The organism is Bacillus sp. 5mfcol3.1, assembly GCF_900114335.1.
Classification (GTDB): Bacteria; Bacillota; Bacilli; order Bacillales; family Bacillaceae_G; genus Bacillus_A; species Bacillus_A thuringiensis_S.
On record NZ_FOST01000014.1, the window covers coordinates 1 to 18,438 of the forward strand.

An 18,438-nucleotide genomic window follows, 5' to 3' on the forward strand; every position below is an offset into this window, starting at 1 on the left:
ACGCGATGTTTGACAGCGTTGCAAAACAAGTCAATCCAATCACATATAAAGCTTATAAAGTAGAGGATGAAAAAACAACAAAAGAAACATCGGATATATTAATGATATTAGCTGGAGAAGATACACAGATGCGCACGTTCTACCAAAAATATAAAAAAATAAAGGCACTTACAGGAATGAAAATCTTTGTAGTTAGCTTTTTAGCGTTAGTTTTACTAGTGGCAACAGGAAGTGTTATTTACTTCAAACAGCTAACAGAAGCACATTCAGATAAAAATCGTTATGAAATTTTACGAAAAATCGGTGTAAATAGAAAAGAAGTACGAACTACGATAGCAAAACAAACATTATTTGTATTTCTCTTTCCGTTAATTATTGGGATACTAAATGCAGCTATGTTAACAATGTCAATATCCTTACAATATAGCATGGACATACAGCAAGATATCATTTTATTTATATACGCTATGAAAACGTATGGTGAGATCTACTTTGTTTACTACGTGTTAACCCTTAATTCATATAATAGAATTGTGAATAAATAAATATAAACCACCTCTAGAATATCGGGAGGTGGTTTATGTTTATTTAGCAAAATCAGTTGCATAGTGAACAGTGAGTTAATTAACATGTTCCAAAAATATGTCTTAACGTACAATTATTTTTTTTATATTGTGATTCCCTACCTATCAACTTAAGAAAAGAAAGCACCTCAAAAATAAAAAATGAACTGATTTCCCAAAAGTACTAACTATAGAGAAATAATTTTTTGTTTATGGAGTACTTAAAAACTTTTGCTTGATAGCGATGCGGTACCATCAGTGCTTCGCTACACTATTTTAAATAATTTATGCTTGATTAATAAAATGAGTCGAAGGTCGCTCACTAATTAAAAAATATTGAGTTTCTTCACGTTGTAAAATAAATCAATTACCTTTATTTAAAGAAATATTTGCTATTTTCACAAGCAATTAGTGCACTTTTATTTTTTGCCACTCAAAATCATTGCATTTCCTAATACTTTTTTATTCAATAAGAGCTTTGGTAATTTCATTTCTTCAGTAAGCTTGTAGCTATTCAATTTAGAGATATGGAGTTTCTCTAGGTCATTTAAGAGCTCTTCTGTATCCCCAAATATTTTTTCATCCATAAATAAATCTAAGAAGATAAATTCGCCACCAGGTTTTAATACCCTTAAAGCCTCTTTAATTACTTCTATTTTATTTTTCGTATCTTTCACTTCATGAAATGTTAGGCAACTTACAACTATATCAAATTCATCATCCTGCAAAGGGAGATCGGAAGCACTTGCTTTTAGAAAATCAATCCTACCAGACACACCTTCTATTTCAGCATTCTGTTGGCATTGATTTCGTGAGTATTCCCAATCCTTCCCCCAATAATCAATTCCAGTTAAAAAGGATTTAGGAAAAGCCATTGCAAGCTTAATAATCAATACCCCACTACCTGTTCCTATATCTAATATTTTTCCTTTTCCATCCCAATTCACTTTTTTAACAATTAAATCATGTATTTTTGATTGGTAATCCTCTCCGAATGCTGCGAATTGGTAAGTAGAATAAGAAAGTATAAACGTTATATAAATAAAAGGTATCGCTATAACCCCTGATAGGATTCGCAGATATAATGTAATAGGCAATAATGTTATTAATAGAAGAACTATTGAGCTTATTAAAAATACAAACAGTTTTTTCATTCGAATCCATGTCTGATATCTAGTTTTATTTTTCATTTGCACCATCCCTTTATATTTTTCACATATGGATTTTTTCATTATAAGATACTTTTACCTATCCTCTCCTGTAAGATTATTTTTTTAGTCATTAATAAATAATTTGTTATTGGTTTTAAGTAATCCCAAAGTCACTTCACTTCATTTTCATATCTCATATTCCATGCGCCAATGTTTTTTTCAAAAAGAAATTTTTCGCGGTCACTATAGGTATATATAAAATAAATCACATGTTTTAAGAACGTAAGTTCTATTGGATTTATTACTATTTTCATAGCATTTAATATTATAAATAATATCATCATGATTTAGATTATCCCCAAATTCACCTCAAAAAAATTTGCACCATAGACCTAGATTGTAACTAGGCTTAAGAATCTTTATACTAGAATTACCTATTTACACAATGGCTGAGTGAATATATATGAAATTGGCTGGTTTCTATTCTAAATATATACTCTATTATATAGATATACACAAGTAGAATAGGGAGTTACTAGAAATATGAAAGAGATAGAAATTATAAAATCTATAGAAAAAATAACCATTACATGGCAAAGCGCAACAATAAGTATTCCATTAGAAGACATAATCGAGGTTAGTATAAATAATTCGATTAAGAATACTACCAAAGTAGTAGAAATCGGTTATAATTTCGAACATTCGGAAAATATCTTTATTAGAACAAAAAAATTGGATTATATATTATTTACAACTAATAAGTTAACACTTCTAAATAAAATTAAGTTTTAACTCACGAAGAGTCCTAGTGCGAATTTTCCTAAGTATTTTACAATAAGCTCTGCCAAGATTCCAAAAATATAATATATCTATAAGGAATCTTGGTAAAGAACTAATGAACAATGATGAAGGAAAATGAAAACAAATAGACAATAAATCCGTTTTAATTATGTAAAAAATATATAACTATAATTAATGATATTAAACCTTTCTAATAGTTAATTTTAGAGGTAAATTTAAAATTCATCTTCCAAAATTAGATTACCGGCATCATTATCTTTCGTCAATCGCTGATTCAAATAATTTTCTTTCGTAGTACGATCATTTTTATGACCTACTGCAGCTGCGATAATATGAGGGGGTAATCCTTTGTAATCATATAAGTACTGTACATAAAAATGTCTAAAGAAGTGGGGAGTAAATCCGGTATTCTCTGTAAAGGGTAGCTGAGTATCCTTAATAATTTTAGAAATATATTGTGACAAATAATTCTCTCTATAAGCAGTATGGTTTTTAGTTTGAAATACTGTTCCACCATTTCTATTCCCAATGTCTATAGGTAATCTTCTCCGCATTCGAAATGCGGCAATCCGATTGAAAATTTCTTTATTAATAGAAACAATCCGCTCATTATCTCCCTTTGTATCAACCTTTAAATAATATCGTCCTCGTATAGCGTCATATTCAAGATCATCCCACTTTGCATGTGCGACTTCTGCAACACGTAACCCTGTAGTAGCTAGGACTGACAATAAAGCGTAATTGATTTCATTATCCTTGTAGTAATGAAGCAACTGTTTTACTTCCTCATATGATAACTCCCGTTTAGGTTTATGTTGTTTATTTACAGTTGTACTTAGTATCTCAACATGTAGAGGGTCCTGAATATATTGGATTTCATATAGCCATTTCAAATAAGAACGAATAACACCAAGCTTTCTACTAATTGTAGATGGCTTGTATTTATTTTTAGATTGATAGGAGATTGCCTCTTGAGACAACCATTTTTGATAATTACGGATATGTCGTTTTCTAAGGTTTCTCCAGACTTGACCAACTTTATAATCTTTTACATCTTTCTGTAGAAATTCCGCACTTTGTTTAATAAAGAAATAAAACTGACTTAGATCACGTGCATATAGGGTTCTTGATGCATCCTTAATCCGTTTTTCTTGGTCAAAATGTGTTTGTCGATTCAAGTAGTAGTACAATATCTCTTCATCTGAAAACCCTTCATATGTATATGAATCTTCTCTTTCATTATTTTCCTTTTTTAATTCCGCTTCATTTATATAATCATGGTTCCATAATGCAATTATGTTTGTAAAATTTTGTTTTTGTTTCTCTATGTTTTCTAAAGAAGTCTTACTATGAAGAGTATCTAGTTCAAGTTTCAATGTTATTCAACTCCTTATAAATTCCTTTTATATAAAATATTATAACGTAATCAATTAGAAAATGAATTACATATTAAGATTAAATTTTATAAAATATTAATATGCAATGAATATAGAAAATCTCCCATTTTCTATGGTTATTATTTAATTTGAAAAATGCTATTTTACTCATATAGTTTAATTGTTAATAAAATTGAATTTTAAAAGGAAATTAAATTAAATATTATTGCGGTTTGCAATCTAATATATTTATCGTGGTATGTTATAATTTATTTAAAATGTAAATACTATAAATTTAATTAACATAATATTATTATGTTAACCACAAAGTGTGAGGAGGAATTAGAATGATTAGCGTATATGAAATGACTATGACTACAAATGAAGTGAAAGATTATTTAGATATTAGTCACTTTATTTTTAATAATTTAATGAAGCAAGGAAAGCTAACACCAATTAATAAGGATACATGGCGTTTAGATGGTAGTTTTTTATTTAGTAGAGAAGAAGTAGAGAAAGTAAAAGAAGAACGTAAAATTGAGGGTATTACTTTATACCAAGCAAGTAAAGAGTACGATGTTAGTATGAATCAGCTTGAAAAATGGATAGAAGAAGGAAAGTTAGTTTATTCTTTAATAGATCATCGTAATCGACAAACGAAATTTGTGAAGGAAGAGGATATACGTGAACTTGTTCAGCAAGTAGAACAAGCTAATCCTGTATATACATTTTCGCAGAAACATAATGTAGTATTATTACAAAAGTTTATAAAGGGCAATACATTGGCACGTGTAATTTCTATTCCAAAACGTGGTGATATTCAACTCCTTGATGAATTTGGGACTAATATGATACTTAGTGAGGCATTAGAAGAAGGGTATAAGTCTGCTTATATGTTATCGGATAAGCCTAGAAGCCATCATCAAAGGTTTGTTAAATTTCGTTTTCCAAAATCTGAGCAATTACGAAACAACATTTTCCACTTAATCGATAATATATTACAGTACGTATCACCAAGAAATATAAAAATTTCAGAAGAAGAGTCGTTTTGGTATTTTGAGATCCGTCAATCATTAATTACATTACCACCAGGAATTCATATGGAATGGATTGAAGAGTTAACGCCTTATATAATAGAAGGAAAAATGGTTCCAAGAATGAATCATAGTGTATATTTGGATAGTAACACAGTAACGAAGTCAGTCATACTTACAAGTAAGGAATACAAATATATGAAAGAAATTACAAATGAAACAAATAGCTCTATTGAAGAATTTATAGCCGTTGCTATCAGAGACAAAATAAATCAGCACTTACTTAAGTGAAATTGAATCTCGGGATTTTTTCTTTTATTTTTATTAAAACGTTTTGGATAAATTGGTATAAATGCTATACTTTACTATTGCCAAAATGCTATTACAGATATAAAATCTGAATATCTAGTTTTATATCTGTAATACTTCCTATAAAGTCTGTTCTCAGACTTTCGGAAGTATAGAGATAGAAAAAATACAATAATAATTGTATGAATAATGTAGCGACAAATTCCCTTTTTATGCATTAAGTAAAAATATCTATTGTGTATGTAAAATAAATTTATATGTATGTTTTGATCATTAGTGTTAGAAAATTACCCTATATTTTTTTATATTATTTATATCTTTGTTTTAATCCAAACTGCATTACGGCCCTTTGATATTAGTTTAATTAATTTTTCTTCTTGTAAACATGCAAATACTTTATTGATCGTGCTTGGTGAAACATCTGAAAATACCATCCGTATTGCTTCTTTTGTAAAAGGTAGTTCTTGTTTTAATATATACTCTTTAATTTTAAAACTTTTGTTCCCTTTCAGTTGGTAACTTGTAATATGTACGTCTAGTTCTTTATATGCTTCTAGAATAATATGTAATAGACATTTTAATATAAAGGATACATTGTGTTCTTGAAAATGCCAATTTGCTGAAGATTTATATAGGGCATCATAATAATCTCTCTCGTATTTTTTTATTATTTTATCTAGTGAAATATATTTCACTAGTGAATGTTTACTTTGTAATAGTAATAAAGATATAAGTAGACGTACCATTCTTCCATTTCCAGATTCAAAAGGAAAAATACATATAAAATTAAGTACAAAATTACAAATTAAAATTAGTGGATCAATATCTTTTTGATTTAATAAATAATTATATTCGTCACATAAATTTTTTACTGCTTCTGGGATTTCTTTAATCGTTAAAGGACGATAGCAATAAAATGAGAAATTAAGTTGCGCATGTTCTTCAAGTAAGATGTCCTGTTTTCTCCACGTTCCACTATCCGAAGTAGCATATTTAAAAAGTTGAAAATGTATTTCTAAGATTGTACTTGGATCAATAGTAAGCCTTTCATAGTTATTATGAATGAGTGATAGCGCATCAACGTAACAAGATATTTCATCTTCAATCATTGTTTTTGGCGACAGATCATATGTAATTAATTCTTTTAACCTTTTATTTGTTATTTTTAAGTTTTTATACATTGCAACAAAATCTTTGGTATGTTGAAGTTGAGTAGATTTTTGCAACTTTTCTAATGTACATGGAAACTCCTTCTCATAGACCTCCAATCTTCCTTGGTATTGTTTTATTTTTCCGATTAGGCTAGCCACATCTAAATTTATCAATAAATTTGTGAATTTTTCGCCAAAAAACGACATATTTTTCCCCTCCTATTATATAAAACTATACAATAATTAACTGGATTTAAAGTGTTTTTTTGAATAGTTTTTAAAAAAAAACTAAAAATATTGTTTTTTGTGTGTGAAAATTACAATAATTAGGGTCTTTTTGCCTTATTTTGTGACAAGATTTAACATCAGATTAAATAGTTACATGTTAAAAGATGGAGTTTTATATTGTGTAATTGTTTTTATAATAAGTAGGTCACTGCATATGGGGAAGGGGGAAGTCCTTACTAATGAAGACTATTGCTTTTTACTTACCACAATTTCATGAAATACCTGAAAATGATTTATGGTGGGGGAAGGGTTTTACAGAATGGACCAATGTAAAAAAAGCAAAACCACGTTTTCTGGGACACTATCAGCCTAGGGCTCCATTAGGGGATTATTATTACAACTTGTTAAATTTAGATGTTCATAAGTGGCAGATAAACTTAGCAAAACAGTATGGTTTAGATGGTTTTTGCTATTATCATTATTGGTTCAAAGGGAAAAGACTACTAGAAAAACCAATAGAACTGAGAAATCAATGTAAGGAAATTGATTTTCCGTATTGCTTATGTTGGGCAAATGAATCTTGGACAAGATCTTGGGATGGGAAAGACCAAGAAGTATTAATGCGACAAGAATATGGGGATGAGTCTGATTGGAAAGAACACTTTAATTATCTTTTACCATTTTTAAAAAACAAAAACTATTTAACTATTAAAGATAAACCGATATTTGTAATTTACCGACCAGCTTCTATACCAAACCTTAATAAAATGTTGAGCCTATGGAATGAATGGGCTAAATCTGAGGGACTTTTAGGAATACACTTTGTAGAAATGTTAACAATTTTTGAAGATAAATCAGATTTTCCTTTTGATGCTGCTATAGAGTTTGAACCTATGTATACTTTAAAAAAATTAATAGGTAATACAAATTCACTTCAACAAGAAAAAAAAGATTTTCATTTAAGTTATGATTTTGTATGGAAAAGAATATTAAGCCGTCAAATTAAAGAACGTAAGAACATTTATAAAGGGGCTTTTATAGATTGGGATAACTCTCCAAGAAAAAAAGAAAGCGCTTTAATTTTAAAGGGAGCAACTCCCGATAAGTTTAAGAAGTATCTTCTACAACATAGTAAGGATACTGATTTTTTATTTATTAATGCTTGGAATGAGTGGGCAGAAGGCACATACCTAGAACCAGACTCAAAGTATGAATATAAATACCTTGAAGCTTTAATGGATGTAAAGAAGAGTCACTTTTAATAAATTGTATTAGCAAGATGGAGGAGGAAACAATATGACTGATATAAATAATATGATTTCCATTCGGAACATTAAGAAATCATATGGAGATTATACAGTTATTAATAATTTAAATCTAGATATTCGTAAAGGTGAAATTATAGGATTACTAGGACCAAATGGAGCAGGGAAGACAACACTTATTTCAATTTTATCTACTCTTATTCTGCCAGATGAAGGGTATGGCACAGTATGTAGCTATGATTTGTATACTGAACGGAATAAAATTAAAAAAAATGTGAGTGTAGTACCTCAAGATTTAGCGCTATACCCGACTTTAACGGCATATGATAACTTAGCTTTTTATGCCGATATATACGGATTAAAGGGAAAAAGAAAAAAAAGGCGGATAAGAGAAGCATTGCAGTTTGCACAACTTGAGGATTGGGCGAATAAAAGAATTGATACATTTTCTGGTGGTATGAAAAGAAGAATTAATTTAGTAGTTGGTTTGCTAAATACGCCAAAAGTTATTTTCTTAGATGAACCGACAGTTGGGATTGATCCACAATCAAGAAACCATATTTTTAATTGCATTCGCCATCTTGTAGAAGAGTTAGGGATAACTGTCATATATACAACTCATCATATGGAAGAGGCAGAAATGTTATGCCATCGTGTAGCAATTTATGATAAGGGTGAAATATTAGATGTTGACACCCCAAAAAATTTAATAAAAAAATATGGGGAAAATTATATAGAGATTGTAATATCAAATATTCCAGAAGAATTTATACATAAAACAAAAATGATTCCAGATGTGAAGTCCTGCACATCGGTAGATAAAAAAATCATCATTCAATGTGTAGATAGCTTTAATGTTACAAGAGAAGTTATGAAATTGATTCAAAAATATAATCTGAAAATCGATTTATTTAATGTTAAAAACTCTAATTTAGAAAATGTATTTTTACATTTAACGGGGAAAAACTTAAGGTCGTAAATGAAAGGAGATGATAAACATGAAAGCTTGGTATATAGCAAAGAAAGATCTGCTTATTCTTTTAAAGGATATTCCTGGTCTAATCTATTTATTTATTACACCTATTATAGTAATCGCAGTTGCTAGTTTTGCATTATCCAATGTATTTGATAGTAAGACAGAAAAATTCAAGATTCCTATAGTAGTGAATGATAGTGGAGAACTTTCTAAAAGAGTTATTGAAGAGTTGAAAAAAATACCTGCTCTTGAGCTAGAAGAAACTTATGAATTAAATGGTAAAAAGAAAGCATATACAGAAGAACAAGCGAAAAAGGAAGTTCAAACTAAAAAAGCGGCAATCGTTATCCCTAAGGATTTTACACAAAATGTATATTCAGGGACAGAGGCTAAAGTCATCATCATAGAAGATAAAGTTGATCGTATTATTCCAAGTGTTGTTTCAAATGCTGTAACTCAAATTGTTTCAGAAATACAAAAAGATATGACTAAAGAAATTGTAAAACAAGCCTCTGCCCAAATGGAAGTAAATGTGAAAGTAGAGTTTAAAGAATTAGCATCAGATAATGAACATAAACCTACTCCATTTGAATCTAATGTACCAGGATATGCCGTAATGTTTGTACTCTTAGGTACTGCTGCAGCTGCAGGTGCATTAGTAGAAGAAAGAGAGAATGGAACGTTAAGAAAAATCCTTACTTTACCTATTAATACATTATCAATTATTTTTGGAAAGATGCTCTCATGCTTTATAACAGCAATTGTTCAATGTGCAGTCCTTTTTAGCGTAGGACATTTTGTATTTGGAATGTGGCTTGGAAAAAGTGTATTAGGAATTATGTTGTTAGTACTATGTACTGCATTCGCTGCTTCAAGCCTGGCAATTTTATTAGCTTCTATATGTCAAACAAGATCACAGGCAAATGGTATTTCTATTTTAATCGTGTTAACTATGTCTGCTTTAGGTGGATCTTGGTGGCCGCTCTATATAGAGCCGGAATGGATGCAAAACATAGCACACATTACGATTACAGCCTGGGCAATGGGAGGATTTAACGATTTATTAGTATATAACAAGGAGTTCTCCTCTGTGCTTATTCCATCAGCTGCATTAATTGGCATGGGAATTTTATTTTTAACAATCGCCATACAAAAATTTCGACGTTCTTATGAAAAGTAGGTGAAATAAGTGTACATAGTAAAAAATGAGGTGAATGTTCGTTTTGGGGAATGCGATCCCATGGGAATTGCTCACCACTCTCATTATTTTCATTGGTTTGAGCTGGGTAGGTTTAAAATACTGGATATGACTGGAATAAACCAATATTTAAAACAGGAAAAATTATATTTTCCAATAATCGATATAGGATGTACCTATAAAAAATCAGCTCGATTTCAAGATGACTTAATTGTAGAAACCTATCTTAAGAATGAAAGTAAAGTTTATATAGAATTTGTTTATAAATTATTCCGCAAGAGATGCCGAGTTTTGTTAGCGGAAGGATTCTCAAAACATGTTTTAACACGGTCTAATAATCAATTGATTATTAGATTACCAGAAGAAATTTTAAAAAAGATTCAATTTGAAAATAGCGGGGGTGTCATATGATTACATTTATTTTTCCAGGACAAGGGTCTCAATCAGTAGGGATGTGTAAAGGATATTTAGATAAATACCCAGATATATTTGTCCCATTATTTGAGGAAGCAAATGATACGCTTGGATTTGATTTAAAGCAACTATGTTTATATGGGCCAAGTGAAAAATTAATAGAAACAAGTGTTACACAACCAGCTATTCTCACGGTAAGCACAGGAATATCAAGACTTTTACATTTGAACGGTATAAGGCCTTCTAAAGTGGCCGGTCATAGCTTAGGACAATTCTCTGCCCTAGTAGAAGTCGGTTCTTTACAATTTTCGGATGCGCTATCCATTGTTCGAAAGCGTGGTCAACTGATGAGTAATGTAAAGAAAGAGGGATGCATGTTAGGGGTTGTGTCGAATACATATCAAACATTATTTGAAGTTATAGAGAAATCTAAACAATATGAAATTGATATTGCTGCATATAATTCCCCTACACAGGTTATTTTTTCTGGTGAGAGTAAGGGCATTCTTAAGTTTCAAAAGATATTAGATCAAAAAAACGGTATAAAAACTAAAATACTCTCAACTAGTCATGCATTTCACTCGCGTTTAATGGAAGAAATGGTTCTAGAGTTTAAAGAGTATTTAAATTTATTTTCGTTAAAAAGTACTGAAATACCAATTGTTTTAAACTGTTCAGGAAAATCAACTACAGATAAAATCAATATTTTACAAGATATAGAAAGACAATGCGTAGACCCAGTTTTGTGGCAAGACACTATCTACAATTTATTGAATAATGGTACAAAACACTTTATAGAAGTAGGTCCCGGAAATACTTTAACCAAGTTATGTCGCTCTTTTAAACAGAACATATCTGTATCCTCTACAGAAACACCGATGTATTTAAAAAGAAGTCTTACTATGATGGAAAAAGAATTTAAGGAGGAACGGGTATATGTTTAATGGAAATGAAGTGGCATTAGTTATCGGAGGATCAAGAGGAATTGGTAAAGCGATAACAATAGACCTAGCCAAACAGGGCATAATTGTTTACTTTACGTTTCAGAGTAATCAAAAATCTGCAAATGAAATAGCCGATACCATAGAAGAAAATGGTGGAAAAGCATTTCCTATTCATGCGGATGTCACAAATGAAGATTCTATTCATAAATTGTTTCAACATATACGTTCTAAAGAAAAAAGAATAGATATTTTAGTAAATAATGCAGGAGTAGTAAATGATGGGTTTGCTGCAATGATGAGCGAGGAAAAGTGGGATCATGTGGTTGATTTAAATTTAAAAGGAACATTTCTTTGTTGTCGACAAGCATTAAGAATCATGATGAGACAGAAAAGAGGCTCTATAGTAAATATCACGTCGACAAGTGGAATAACGGGTGCAAGGGGGCAATGTAATTACTCTGCTTCAAAGGGTGGGGTTATTTCTTTAACCAAGACCTTAGCATTAGAAGGTGGAGAATTCGGCATTAGGGTTAATGCAGTTGCACCTGGTTTTATACAAACAGATATGACAAAAGGAATGGATCAACAAACATTAAAAAGGATGTTAGAACTAGTGCCACTTGGCAGAATTGGGGATCCTAAAGAAGTAGCACATCTAACAACATTTTTATCCTCTAATTATGCAAGTTATATCACTGGGAAAGTTTTTACAGTGGATGGTGGATTAGTTAATGGCTAAACAATAGATGATTAAATGACGAATTTTGAGTTAAACAAGGAAATGGGGAAAACAGATGTTTACGTATGTAGAAACAAAAATTATTGCTGAAAAAAGAAAACAATTAACTACTAGAATTAAAGAAATTATTACGGAGAGATTAGATTTAGAAATCGAACCGCATTTCATTACTGATGATCAGCCATTATTCGGAAGAGGCTTAGGAGTGGACTCCTTGGATGCATTAGAGCTATTTCTGGCAATTGAAGAGGAATTTGGAGTTGCAGTGTATGACGAGAATATGGCAGTACTGGGTTCCATTAATAAAATTGCTGATTTTATTGAAGAAAATAGGGAGGCTGATGTGCAGTGAGACCGGTATTAAATGCAGATCAAATCCGAAATATCTTACCTCACAAATGGCCATTTCTTTTCTTAGACAAAGTGATTCAACTTGAGCCAGGAAAGAGTGGAATTGGTATTAAAAATGTAACTGTAAGTGAACCTTTTTTTGAAGGGCATTTTCCAAATGAATCAATTATGCCTGGGGTGCTAATCATTGAAGCTTTGGCACAAATGACAGCTGTTGTTTATGTTACAGGGGAACTAGCAAAAATAGATGCGCATGGTGCATGTTCACCTAAAATAGATCCGAGTTCATATGTGGGTTATTTAGTTTCTGTACGTAATATGAAATTTCTAAAACCCGTAGTACCAGGAGACCAGCTAGAATTACATGTCCAAATTGGAAGGTCTCTTGGATTAATCTCACAAGTGGAAATTACGGCTTATGTAGATAAAAAGAAAGTTGCTACTGGTAGTATTCAAGTTTCTAAAAGAGTTGAGGAAATATGATTCATGGTATGGATGTTCAAGTTCGTGAGTGTACAGAGGCAGATAGTGAGAAGTTAGCCCACTTTTATAACAAATATCAATATGGGCCCATTAAATATGGGTATCCCTTAAATAAGCAAGATATCAAGCAACTATTTCGAGAGCGGAAGATACAGTTATATTTAATTGCTGAATATGAAAATGAAATTATAGCCAGCTTATTATTTTCTAGTTTATCAGGTCAAAGAGCATCAAATCCAGATGGTACCTGGGCAGGGTTCTTTTTAATTCACCCAGAATTTCGTTCGGGAAATATACCAGATAAATTATTTGCTTATGCGATTAAAAATCTTATCCAACAAGATATTAAGTATATTGATACAGAAGTGAATCCGGAAGATAAAGTTGCCATGGCTCTCTATAAAAGAGTGGGGTTATATCAAACAAGTAGGTCATATATAGACTATGATGGCTACTTAAATTTAAGAAGCTATTTACCTTATGTTATTACTTATCTATTAAATGCATTTAAACCAATTATTTCAAAAAGTGACCAAGATATATGGCTATCTAGAGGTTGGAAAACAGTTAGGGGATTGAAATCCCTACGTTCTATTCAGAGTAACGCCATAACAAGAAATGGAATTGAAGTTGTAAAGTATGCTATTAATCTCGGAGCAAAAGATGTGAATTGTTGGGTCGATTTAAAAAGTGAAAAGGTTACTGAGGTAGAAACAGAACAAGTACGATTCACTAGTTATATTTTAGAAGGAAACAATTTAATCGTTGGAGAGAAGATTCACATCTGTTATGTATATGAACACCATTTTCCGAATCCTCTTGAAGCCAGTATTACATCGAAGATAGGGAAAGATTATTTAATTGATTTAAAGAAAACTTTTTATCCAAATAAAAAGTACGAGTGGGAAGAAGTTATAACAGTAAATAAGGAAATAGAGGGAGAGCTTGTTACTAAGCTAAAAGCAAAAGAACTAGAATTATCTGTTCATTTTGGAGTAACCATAGCAAAACCGTTAGAAATAAATGTTGCTAATTATCCTAAGTTAATTAATGGAAAAGAATCTGCATGTATCGTTAATGTAAAAAATAATTCTTTAGAAAGATTAATTTACAAACTACTTATTCAACAAGAAAACTCGAAAATACTAGATTTCAAACCGCTAGAAAAACACCAAATCTGTATCATAGAGCCGGGTGAAATAAAGGATCATCCTATTGTATTGAATCCTAAAAAAATTGGTATCACTAATATGACACTTTCGGCTGTTAGTCATCAAAATAAAAATATTGGGGAATTAAAGGCAATAATTCCGATTCATGCGCATGGGAAAACTCATGTTTATGAAACAAAAGAATACTTAGTTCTAGAAAATATGTATATAACTGTACAAATAAGGAAAAGTACTGGTTGTTTATATATATATGACTTTAGAAATCAGCAATTATTGGCAAAAGAAGCATGGCCAGATCTAGATTATCCATTTTTAAATGCAGTAAAAGAACCGAAAGTAAATGAGCTGTCATGGGAAATAACATCTGATTCATGTTTTGAAATTATTCATGAGGCCACAAAATTAAAGAGAAGCATTTGTTTTTTGTCAGATAAGATAGTTCAAATAAATGATTTCGCACAGGAAGGAAAATATATAAAGATATATCCTTGGTGCATGTTATATGATGCGAAAATGACGGTACCACTAAAGAGTGGGTTAGTTTCTAAACCTATAATATATGGTGAGTATCCATATGCACTACATGACTATGAATTTGTAAATCAATTCGATCTACCTAGTCATCCAAACATGTATGAGCGAAATTATACATTGTTTGAATCGCAAAATATTAATATTGGATTCATATGGAAAGGAAATATAGAGCGTATCCTATTCGGATTAAGATGGATGCCAGCGGTAATATTTAAACGGAATGATAAAGAAAAATGTATAACAAAAACGCACTATTATACTTTATGTTCCCGTGATAGCAAAGATGAAGTGGAAGAAATCTATAACGATATTACTAGTCATACATCCAAATTTATATCTAATAAGATTCCGTACTCAATTGAGACTGACCAATTTCATATTATAAATGAAAACGGGGAATTTCATATTCACGGAAGTCTAAAAAACTTATTTTCTTCAATATTAAAGGGGAAATTAACATTGTTTTTCCCTCAGACATCTTACGAACAACAATTGTTTATACAAGACATAGAATCTATAAGCAATTTTAATTTTGAATTTAGTGGAAAGGTTAATTGGTCAAAAGCACATTATGCCGTACTTACGTATCAAGATGAATTAAATAGAAATGCGATAACGAAAAAAATATATCTTTTCCTTAAAGGAAGAAATAAATTAACATATAGCGAAAAAAAACAAGAATATCTAGTTCAAAATAATGTACTAAATTTAAAGATTAAAGTAAACCAAAGTAGTAAAATAACAGAATTTATGTATAAAGATAAAGAGATTTTAAAAGAAAACTCAGTATTAAGTTCTTATAATTTTTTACCCGGTGTAATGATACCAACAGCTAACTCTTATACTCCAGATTGTAGGAAAGATTTGAGCATTAATTCAATATATCTCAATAAAAGTAATCATTCAGTAGTAGCAACGGAAAATACATATAAGGAATTTATTAATCAGATTTTCTGTCAATCTGATGAGTGGAAAGTTAAATATACAACTGTATATGATCTACCTGTTTTACAAATACAATTGAAAAGTCTACAGAAAGATAAAATAAAAACTAGTGTCTTTCACTTATTCTGGGAGAAAAAAGGAAAAACAAAAATTAAAAAGATGTATTATTGGCAGAATGGAGAGCAAAACACGTTAATACCAAATGGCAAACAAAGAAAGATTTATTTAGATAATAAGGTAATTCTCGAATTATCTAATGGGTTATTTGTATCTATTTTAGCATTATCACATAGTACAAAATGTTTTATATACGAATGGCCCAAAAAAGGGATACAAATCGGAATATATGGTAATCAGAATGAATTTAATGATGGAGATATTCGCTTTAATATTGCAGTTGGAGAAACTTTACTTGATAGTGAATACTTTTCGCAAATTTTAGTAGAGGGGAATAAGACATGAAAGTATTGTTTATTGCACCTAGTCATTTTAGCATTGGTGAGTTGCATAATGCCTTATGTCTAGCTAAACAAATTCAAAAAGATGGAGAAGTTTATTTTTTAACAAGCGAAAAATTCTCATGGTATGCCAGTAGATCTGTAGCCAATGTTACATCACTAACAAAGGGGCTAAGACAAAAAGAGGTTATAAAACAAATCACTAATTCATTTCAACCTGATGCTATTGTTTTAGCTGATTACCATAATTTATTTTTAGAGTCTCCAATTATTGATCTTGATTATCTATTAAACCTACACATACCTTGTTTCTCTATTGATTCTTTGGCTTGGGGTAGTGAGGATAGATTATTAGAAAATAAACTTTTTAAAAACGCAAACTACAATAGCTTAAAGAAAAGAGCATTGATAAAACTACCTAAAATTCCGTCTCAATTTAAGTTAATCAGAACGTGTCCAGTAAATAGTTATAAAGAAGATAATGAGAAGATTATTTCAGTCAAGTTGTATAAAGAGGCTTTACAAGTAGATGAAGAAAGAAAAATGAAAATACGAGCCCAACTTGGTTGTAGAGCACAAGATAAATTGATTATGATTGCAAAATCATCATGGGCCAACTTATTAGTAAAGATGAGGCTCATGGAGAAGAAACAGTACAATGATGCAAAGTTTAGTTATGAATATATATTACAAGAATTATTAAGTCTATATCTACAGGACCTTCCAAACAAAACAAATATTAAATTAATTGGAGTTTCAGATGAGACAAAATTTGTTTCTATGAAAAATGGAGGGAAAATAGAATTTATTTCCCTACCATTTCTTCATTTGGAAGAATACGAACAACTATTATTATCGTGTGATTTATTTATCACTGATAATATTACATCTTGTTCAATGGGAAAAGCAGTATTTGGAAAAATACCTGTGATTAGCCTTGTAAATCATATGGGATATGAAGAATTAAAAGCTCAAGGATACAGCCTTAATCCTACATTAAAAAGCATTATAGAAAAATGGAATTATATAATACCTAATGGACTATATCCATTTCTTGTTTTCCCAAACGGTTGGCATAAAGAACTAGCTCCATTGATGGAGAAAAATGATTATTTTAATTGTGTTCATACTTGTGAAATATTTGATTTAAGGAAAACCAGTAAAACAATATTCAATATGTTATATAGCAAAAATGAGATTGAGAAATTAAAGAAAATGCAACAACTATATATAGATAATGTCTGTAATTTACCGACAATAAATGATGTGATAAAGAGAGAATTGGGGGCACTTAACCATGAGTAATCAAATTAATATACAAAAAGAAAAAAATGAAGCATATGATGCAGTACGTAGCGGAATAGGTCTAATAGATTTATCAGAAACAGGAAGAATTGTTGTAAAAGGGGAGGACCATGTAGAGTTTCTAGATCGTTTAGTTACGAAAGATATTATGTTTATGGAAGAAGAAACTACACTCTTTACCTTATTGTTACAAGAAGATGGGACTGTAATCGATATAATTAATCTATTTAAAAATGAGGATTCTATTACAGTTATTACTACACCGCATAAAAAGGACACTGTACTAGCTTGGTTAGAAAATCAAAAGACCCATGGCATTGAGATTATAGATATAAGTCAAACACATTCTCTCCTTGGATTTGAAGGCCCTTATGCATGGAGATTAGCTCAACAATTTTTAGATTTTGAAATATCATCACTACCATTTCAATCATTTGTGTTAAATCAATTATTTGGAAAGGAAATTCTATTGGCAAGAACAGGTGTAACAGCAGAGTATGGTTATCAATTATTGTTTGAAAAATACTTGGAACCAATAGTAGTTGAAACCATAAATTCTTTTAAAGATGACGATATTAGCCTAAAAAGAGTGGATTGGGAAACATTAGAGACGTTAATGTTAGAAATTCGACATCCATATTTTGAATTTAAACATTTAGAAGAACTAAATATTTTCGAAGCTAGTTTAGAATGGTTTATTGATTTTTATAAAGATGAATTTTATGGAAGAGAATCCTTAGAACAGCAATCGGAAGCTGGAGTAAATAAAAGAATTGTGGGATTCACCACAGGAATAGAGAGTCAAATTACAGTTAATGACGAGGTTTTTATAGAAGAACAATTAATTGGTAAAGTTATTGAACTTAAAGAAAGTCCTGTATTAAACATGAGGCTCGGAGTTTCTTTATTAGAAGAACCATTTGCTGTTTCAGGAATTGAATTTTATATAAAAAACAAAGAAAATGCTTTGTATGAGGCACGTACTCAGTCTTCCCCATACATTCTACCTAAATCATGGTCAATCAAAATACTGTAAAGGTG

The 18,438-nt window shown here is 30.5% G+C and carries 17 protein-coding genes; 14 read left to right on the forward strand and 3 right to left on the reverse strand.

Features of this window, described 5'->3' with window-relative positions:
- The coding region (locus tag BM089_RS28135) for an FtsX-like permease family protein (protein WP_139213345.1) at positions 1-545 on the forward strand (545 nt) is incomplete at its 5' end.
- 437 nt (positions 546-982) lie between these two features.
- On the opposite strand, the gene BM089_RS28140 is transcribed toward BM089_RS28135, so the two are convergent.
- A complete protein-coding gene (locus tag BM089_RS28140) occupies positions 983-1,753 on the reverse strand; it encodes a class I SAM-dependent methyltransferase (protein ID WP_090978744.1) in 771 nt (256 codons plus the stop codon).
- A 504-nt stretch (positions 1,754-2,257) separates the two neighbouring features.
- Here BM089_RS28140 and BM089_RS28145 point away from each other — a divergent pair.
- Entirely contained in the window at positions 2,258-2,506 is a 249-nt protein-coding gene (locus BM089_RS28145; protein WP_090978682.1) for a SunI/YnzG family protein, read from the forward strand.
- A 224-nt stretch (positions 2,507-2,730) separates the two neighbouring features.
- On the opposite strand, the gene BM089_RS28150 is transcribed toward BM089_RS28145, so the two are convergent.
- Entirely contained in the window at positions 2,731-3,891 is a 1,161-nt protein-coding gene (locus BM089_RS28150; protein ID WP_090978684.1) for a tyrosine-type recombinase/integrase, read from the reverse strand.
- Between the two features lie 347 nt (positions 3,892-4,238).
- Between BM089_RS28150 and BM089_RS28155 the strand changes: the two genes are divergently transcribed.
- Positions 4,239-5,216 carry a DNA-binding protein gene (locus tag BM089_RS28155; protein ID WP_090978686.1) on the forward strand — a complete coding sequence of 326 codons (978 nt, stop codon included), beginning with the start codon at positions 4,239-4,241 and terminating at the stop codon, positions 5,214-5,216.
- A 329-nt stretch (positions 5,217-5,545) separates the two neighbouring features.
- On the opposite strand, the gene BM089_RS28160 is transcribed toward BM089_RS28155, so the two are convergent.
- A complete protein-coding gene (locus BM089_RS28160) occupies positions 5,546-6,592 on the reverse strand; it encodes a Fic family protein (RefSeq protein WP_090978688.1) in 1,047 nt (348 codons plus the stop codon).
- Between the two features lie 260 nt (positions 6,593-6,852).
- On the opposite strand from BM089_RS28160, the gene BM089_RS28165 reads away from it, so the two are divergent.
- The 11 genes from BM089_RS28165 to BM089_RS28215 are packed head-to-tail and all read left to right on the forward strand — an operon-like array spanning position 6,853 to position 18,433.
- The gene (locus BM089_RS28165; protein ID WP_090978690.1) at positions 6,853-7,875 is read left to right on the forward strand and encodes a glycosyltransferase WbsX family protein; all 1,023 of its coding nucleotides are present in this window, start codon (positions 6,853-6,855) and stop codon (positions 7,873-7,875) included.
- A gap of 34 nt (positions 7,876-7,909) precedes the next feature.
- Entirely contained in the window at positions 7,910-8,857 is a 948-nt protein-coding gene (locus BM089_RS28170; protein ID WP_090978692.1) for an ABC transporter ATP-binding protein, read from the forward strand.
- A gap of 19 nt (positions 8,858-8,876) precedes the next feature.
- Positions 8,877-10,034, forward strand: a complete 1,158-nt coding sequence (locus tag BM089_RS28175; protein WP_090978694.1) for an ABC transporter permease — start codon at positions 8,877-8,879, stop codon at positions 10,032-10,034.
- A gap of 9 nt (positions 10,035-10,043) precedes the next feature.
- Entirely contained in the window at positions 10,044-10,463 is a 420-nt protein-coding gene (locus BM089_RS28180; RefSeq protein WP_090978696.1) for an acyl-CoA thioesterase, read from the forward strand.
- Positions 10,460-11,410, forward strand: a complete 951-nt coding sequence (locus BM089_RS28185) for an ACP S-malonyltransferase (RefSeq protein ID WP_090978698.1) — start codon at positions 10,460-10,462, stop codon at positions 11,408-11,410. The genes BM089_RS28180 and BM089_RS28185 overlap by 4 nt, the downstream gene beginning before the upstream one ends.
- Positions 11,403-12,149 carry a 3-oxoacyl-[acyl-carrier-protein] reductase gene (gene fabG / locus BM089_RS28190; RefSeq protein WP_090978700.1) on the forward strand — a complete coding sequence of 249 codons (747 nt, stop codon included), beginning with the start codon at positions 11,403-11,405 and terminating at the stop codon, positions 12,147-12,149. Before BM089_RS28185 ends, fabG begins: the two co-directional genes overlap by 8 nt.
- A 55-nt stretch (positions 12,150-12,204) precedes the next feature.
- Positions 12,205-12,501: an acyl carrier protein gene (locus BM089_RS28195; RefSeq protein WP_090978702.1), complete on the forward strand. Its 297-nt coding sequence runs from the start codon at positions 12,205-12,207 to the stop codon at positions 12,499-12,501.
- Positions 12,498-12,983 carry a 3-hydroxyacyl-ACP dehydratase FabZ gene (gene fabZ / locus BM089_RS28200; protein ID WP_061530042.1) on the forward strand — a complete coding sequence of 162 codons (486 nt, stop codon included), beginning with the start codon at positions 12,498-12,500 and terminating at the stop codon, positions 12,981-12,983. The genes BM089_RS28195 and fabZ overlap by 4 nt, the downstream gene beginning before the upstream one ends.
- On the forward strand, positions 12,980-16,096 hold the full coding sequence (locus tag BM089_RS28205) for a GNAT family N-acetyltransferase (RefSeq protein ID WP_090978704.1): 3,117 nt from the start codon (positions 12,980-12,982) through the stop codon (positions 16,094-16,096). The genes fabZ and BM089_RS28205 overlap by 4 nt, the downstream gene beginning before the upstream one ends.
- Positions 16,093-17,397 (forward strand): DUF6365 family protein, encoded by a 1,305-nt coding sequence (locus BM089_RS28210; RefSeq protein ID WP_090978706.1) that lies wholly within the window; start codon positions 16,093-16,095, stop codon positions 17,395-17,397. The genes BM089_RS28205 and BM089_RS28210 overlap by 4 nt, the downstream gene beginning before the upstream one ends.
- Entirely contained in the window at positions 17,390-18,433 is a 1,044-nt protein-coding gene (locus BM089_RS28215; protein WP_090978709.1) for an aminomethyltransferase family protein, read from the forward strand. Before BM089_RS28210 ends, BM089_RS28215 begins: the two co-directional genes overlap by 8 nt.
- Positions 18,434-18,438: the final 5 nt, after the last annotated feature.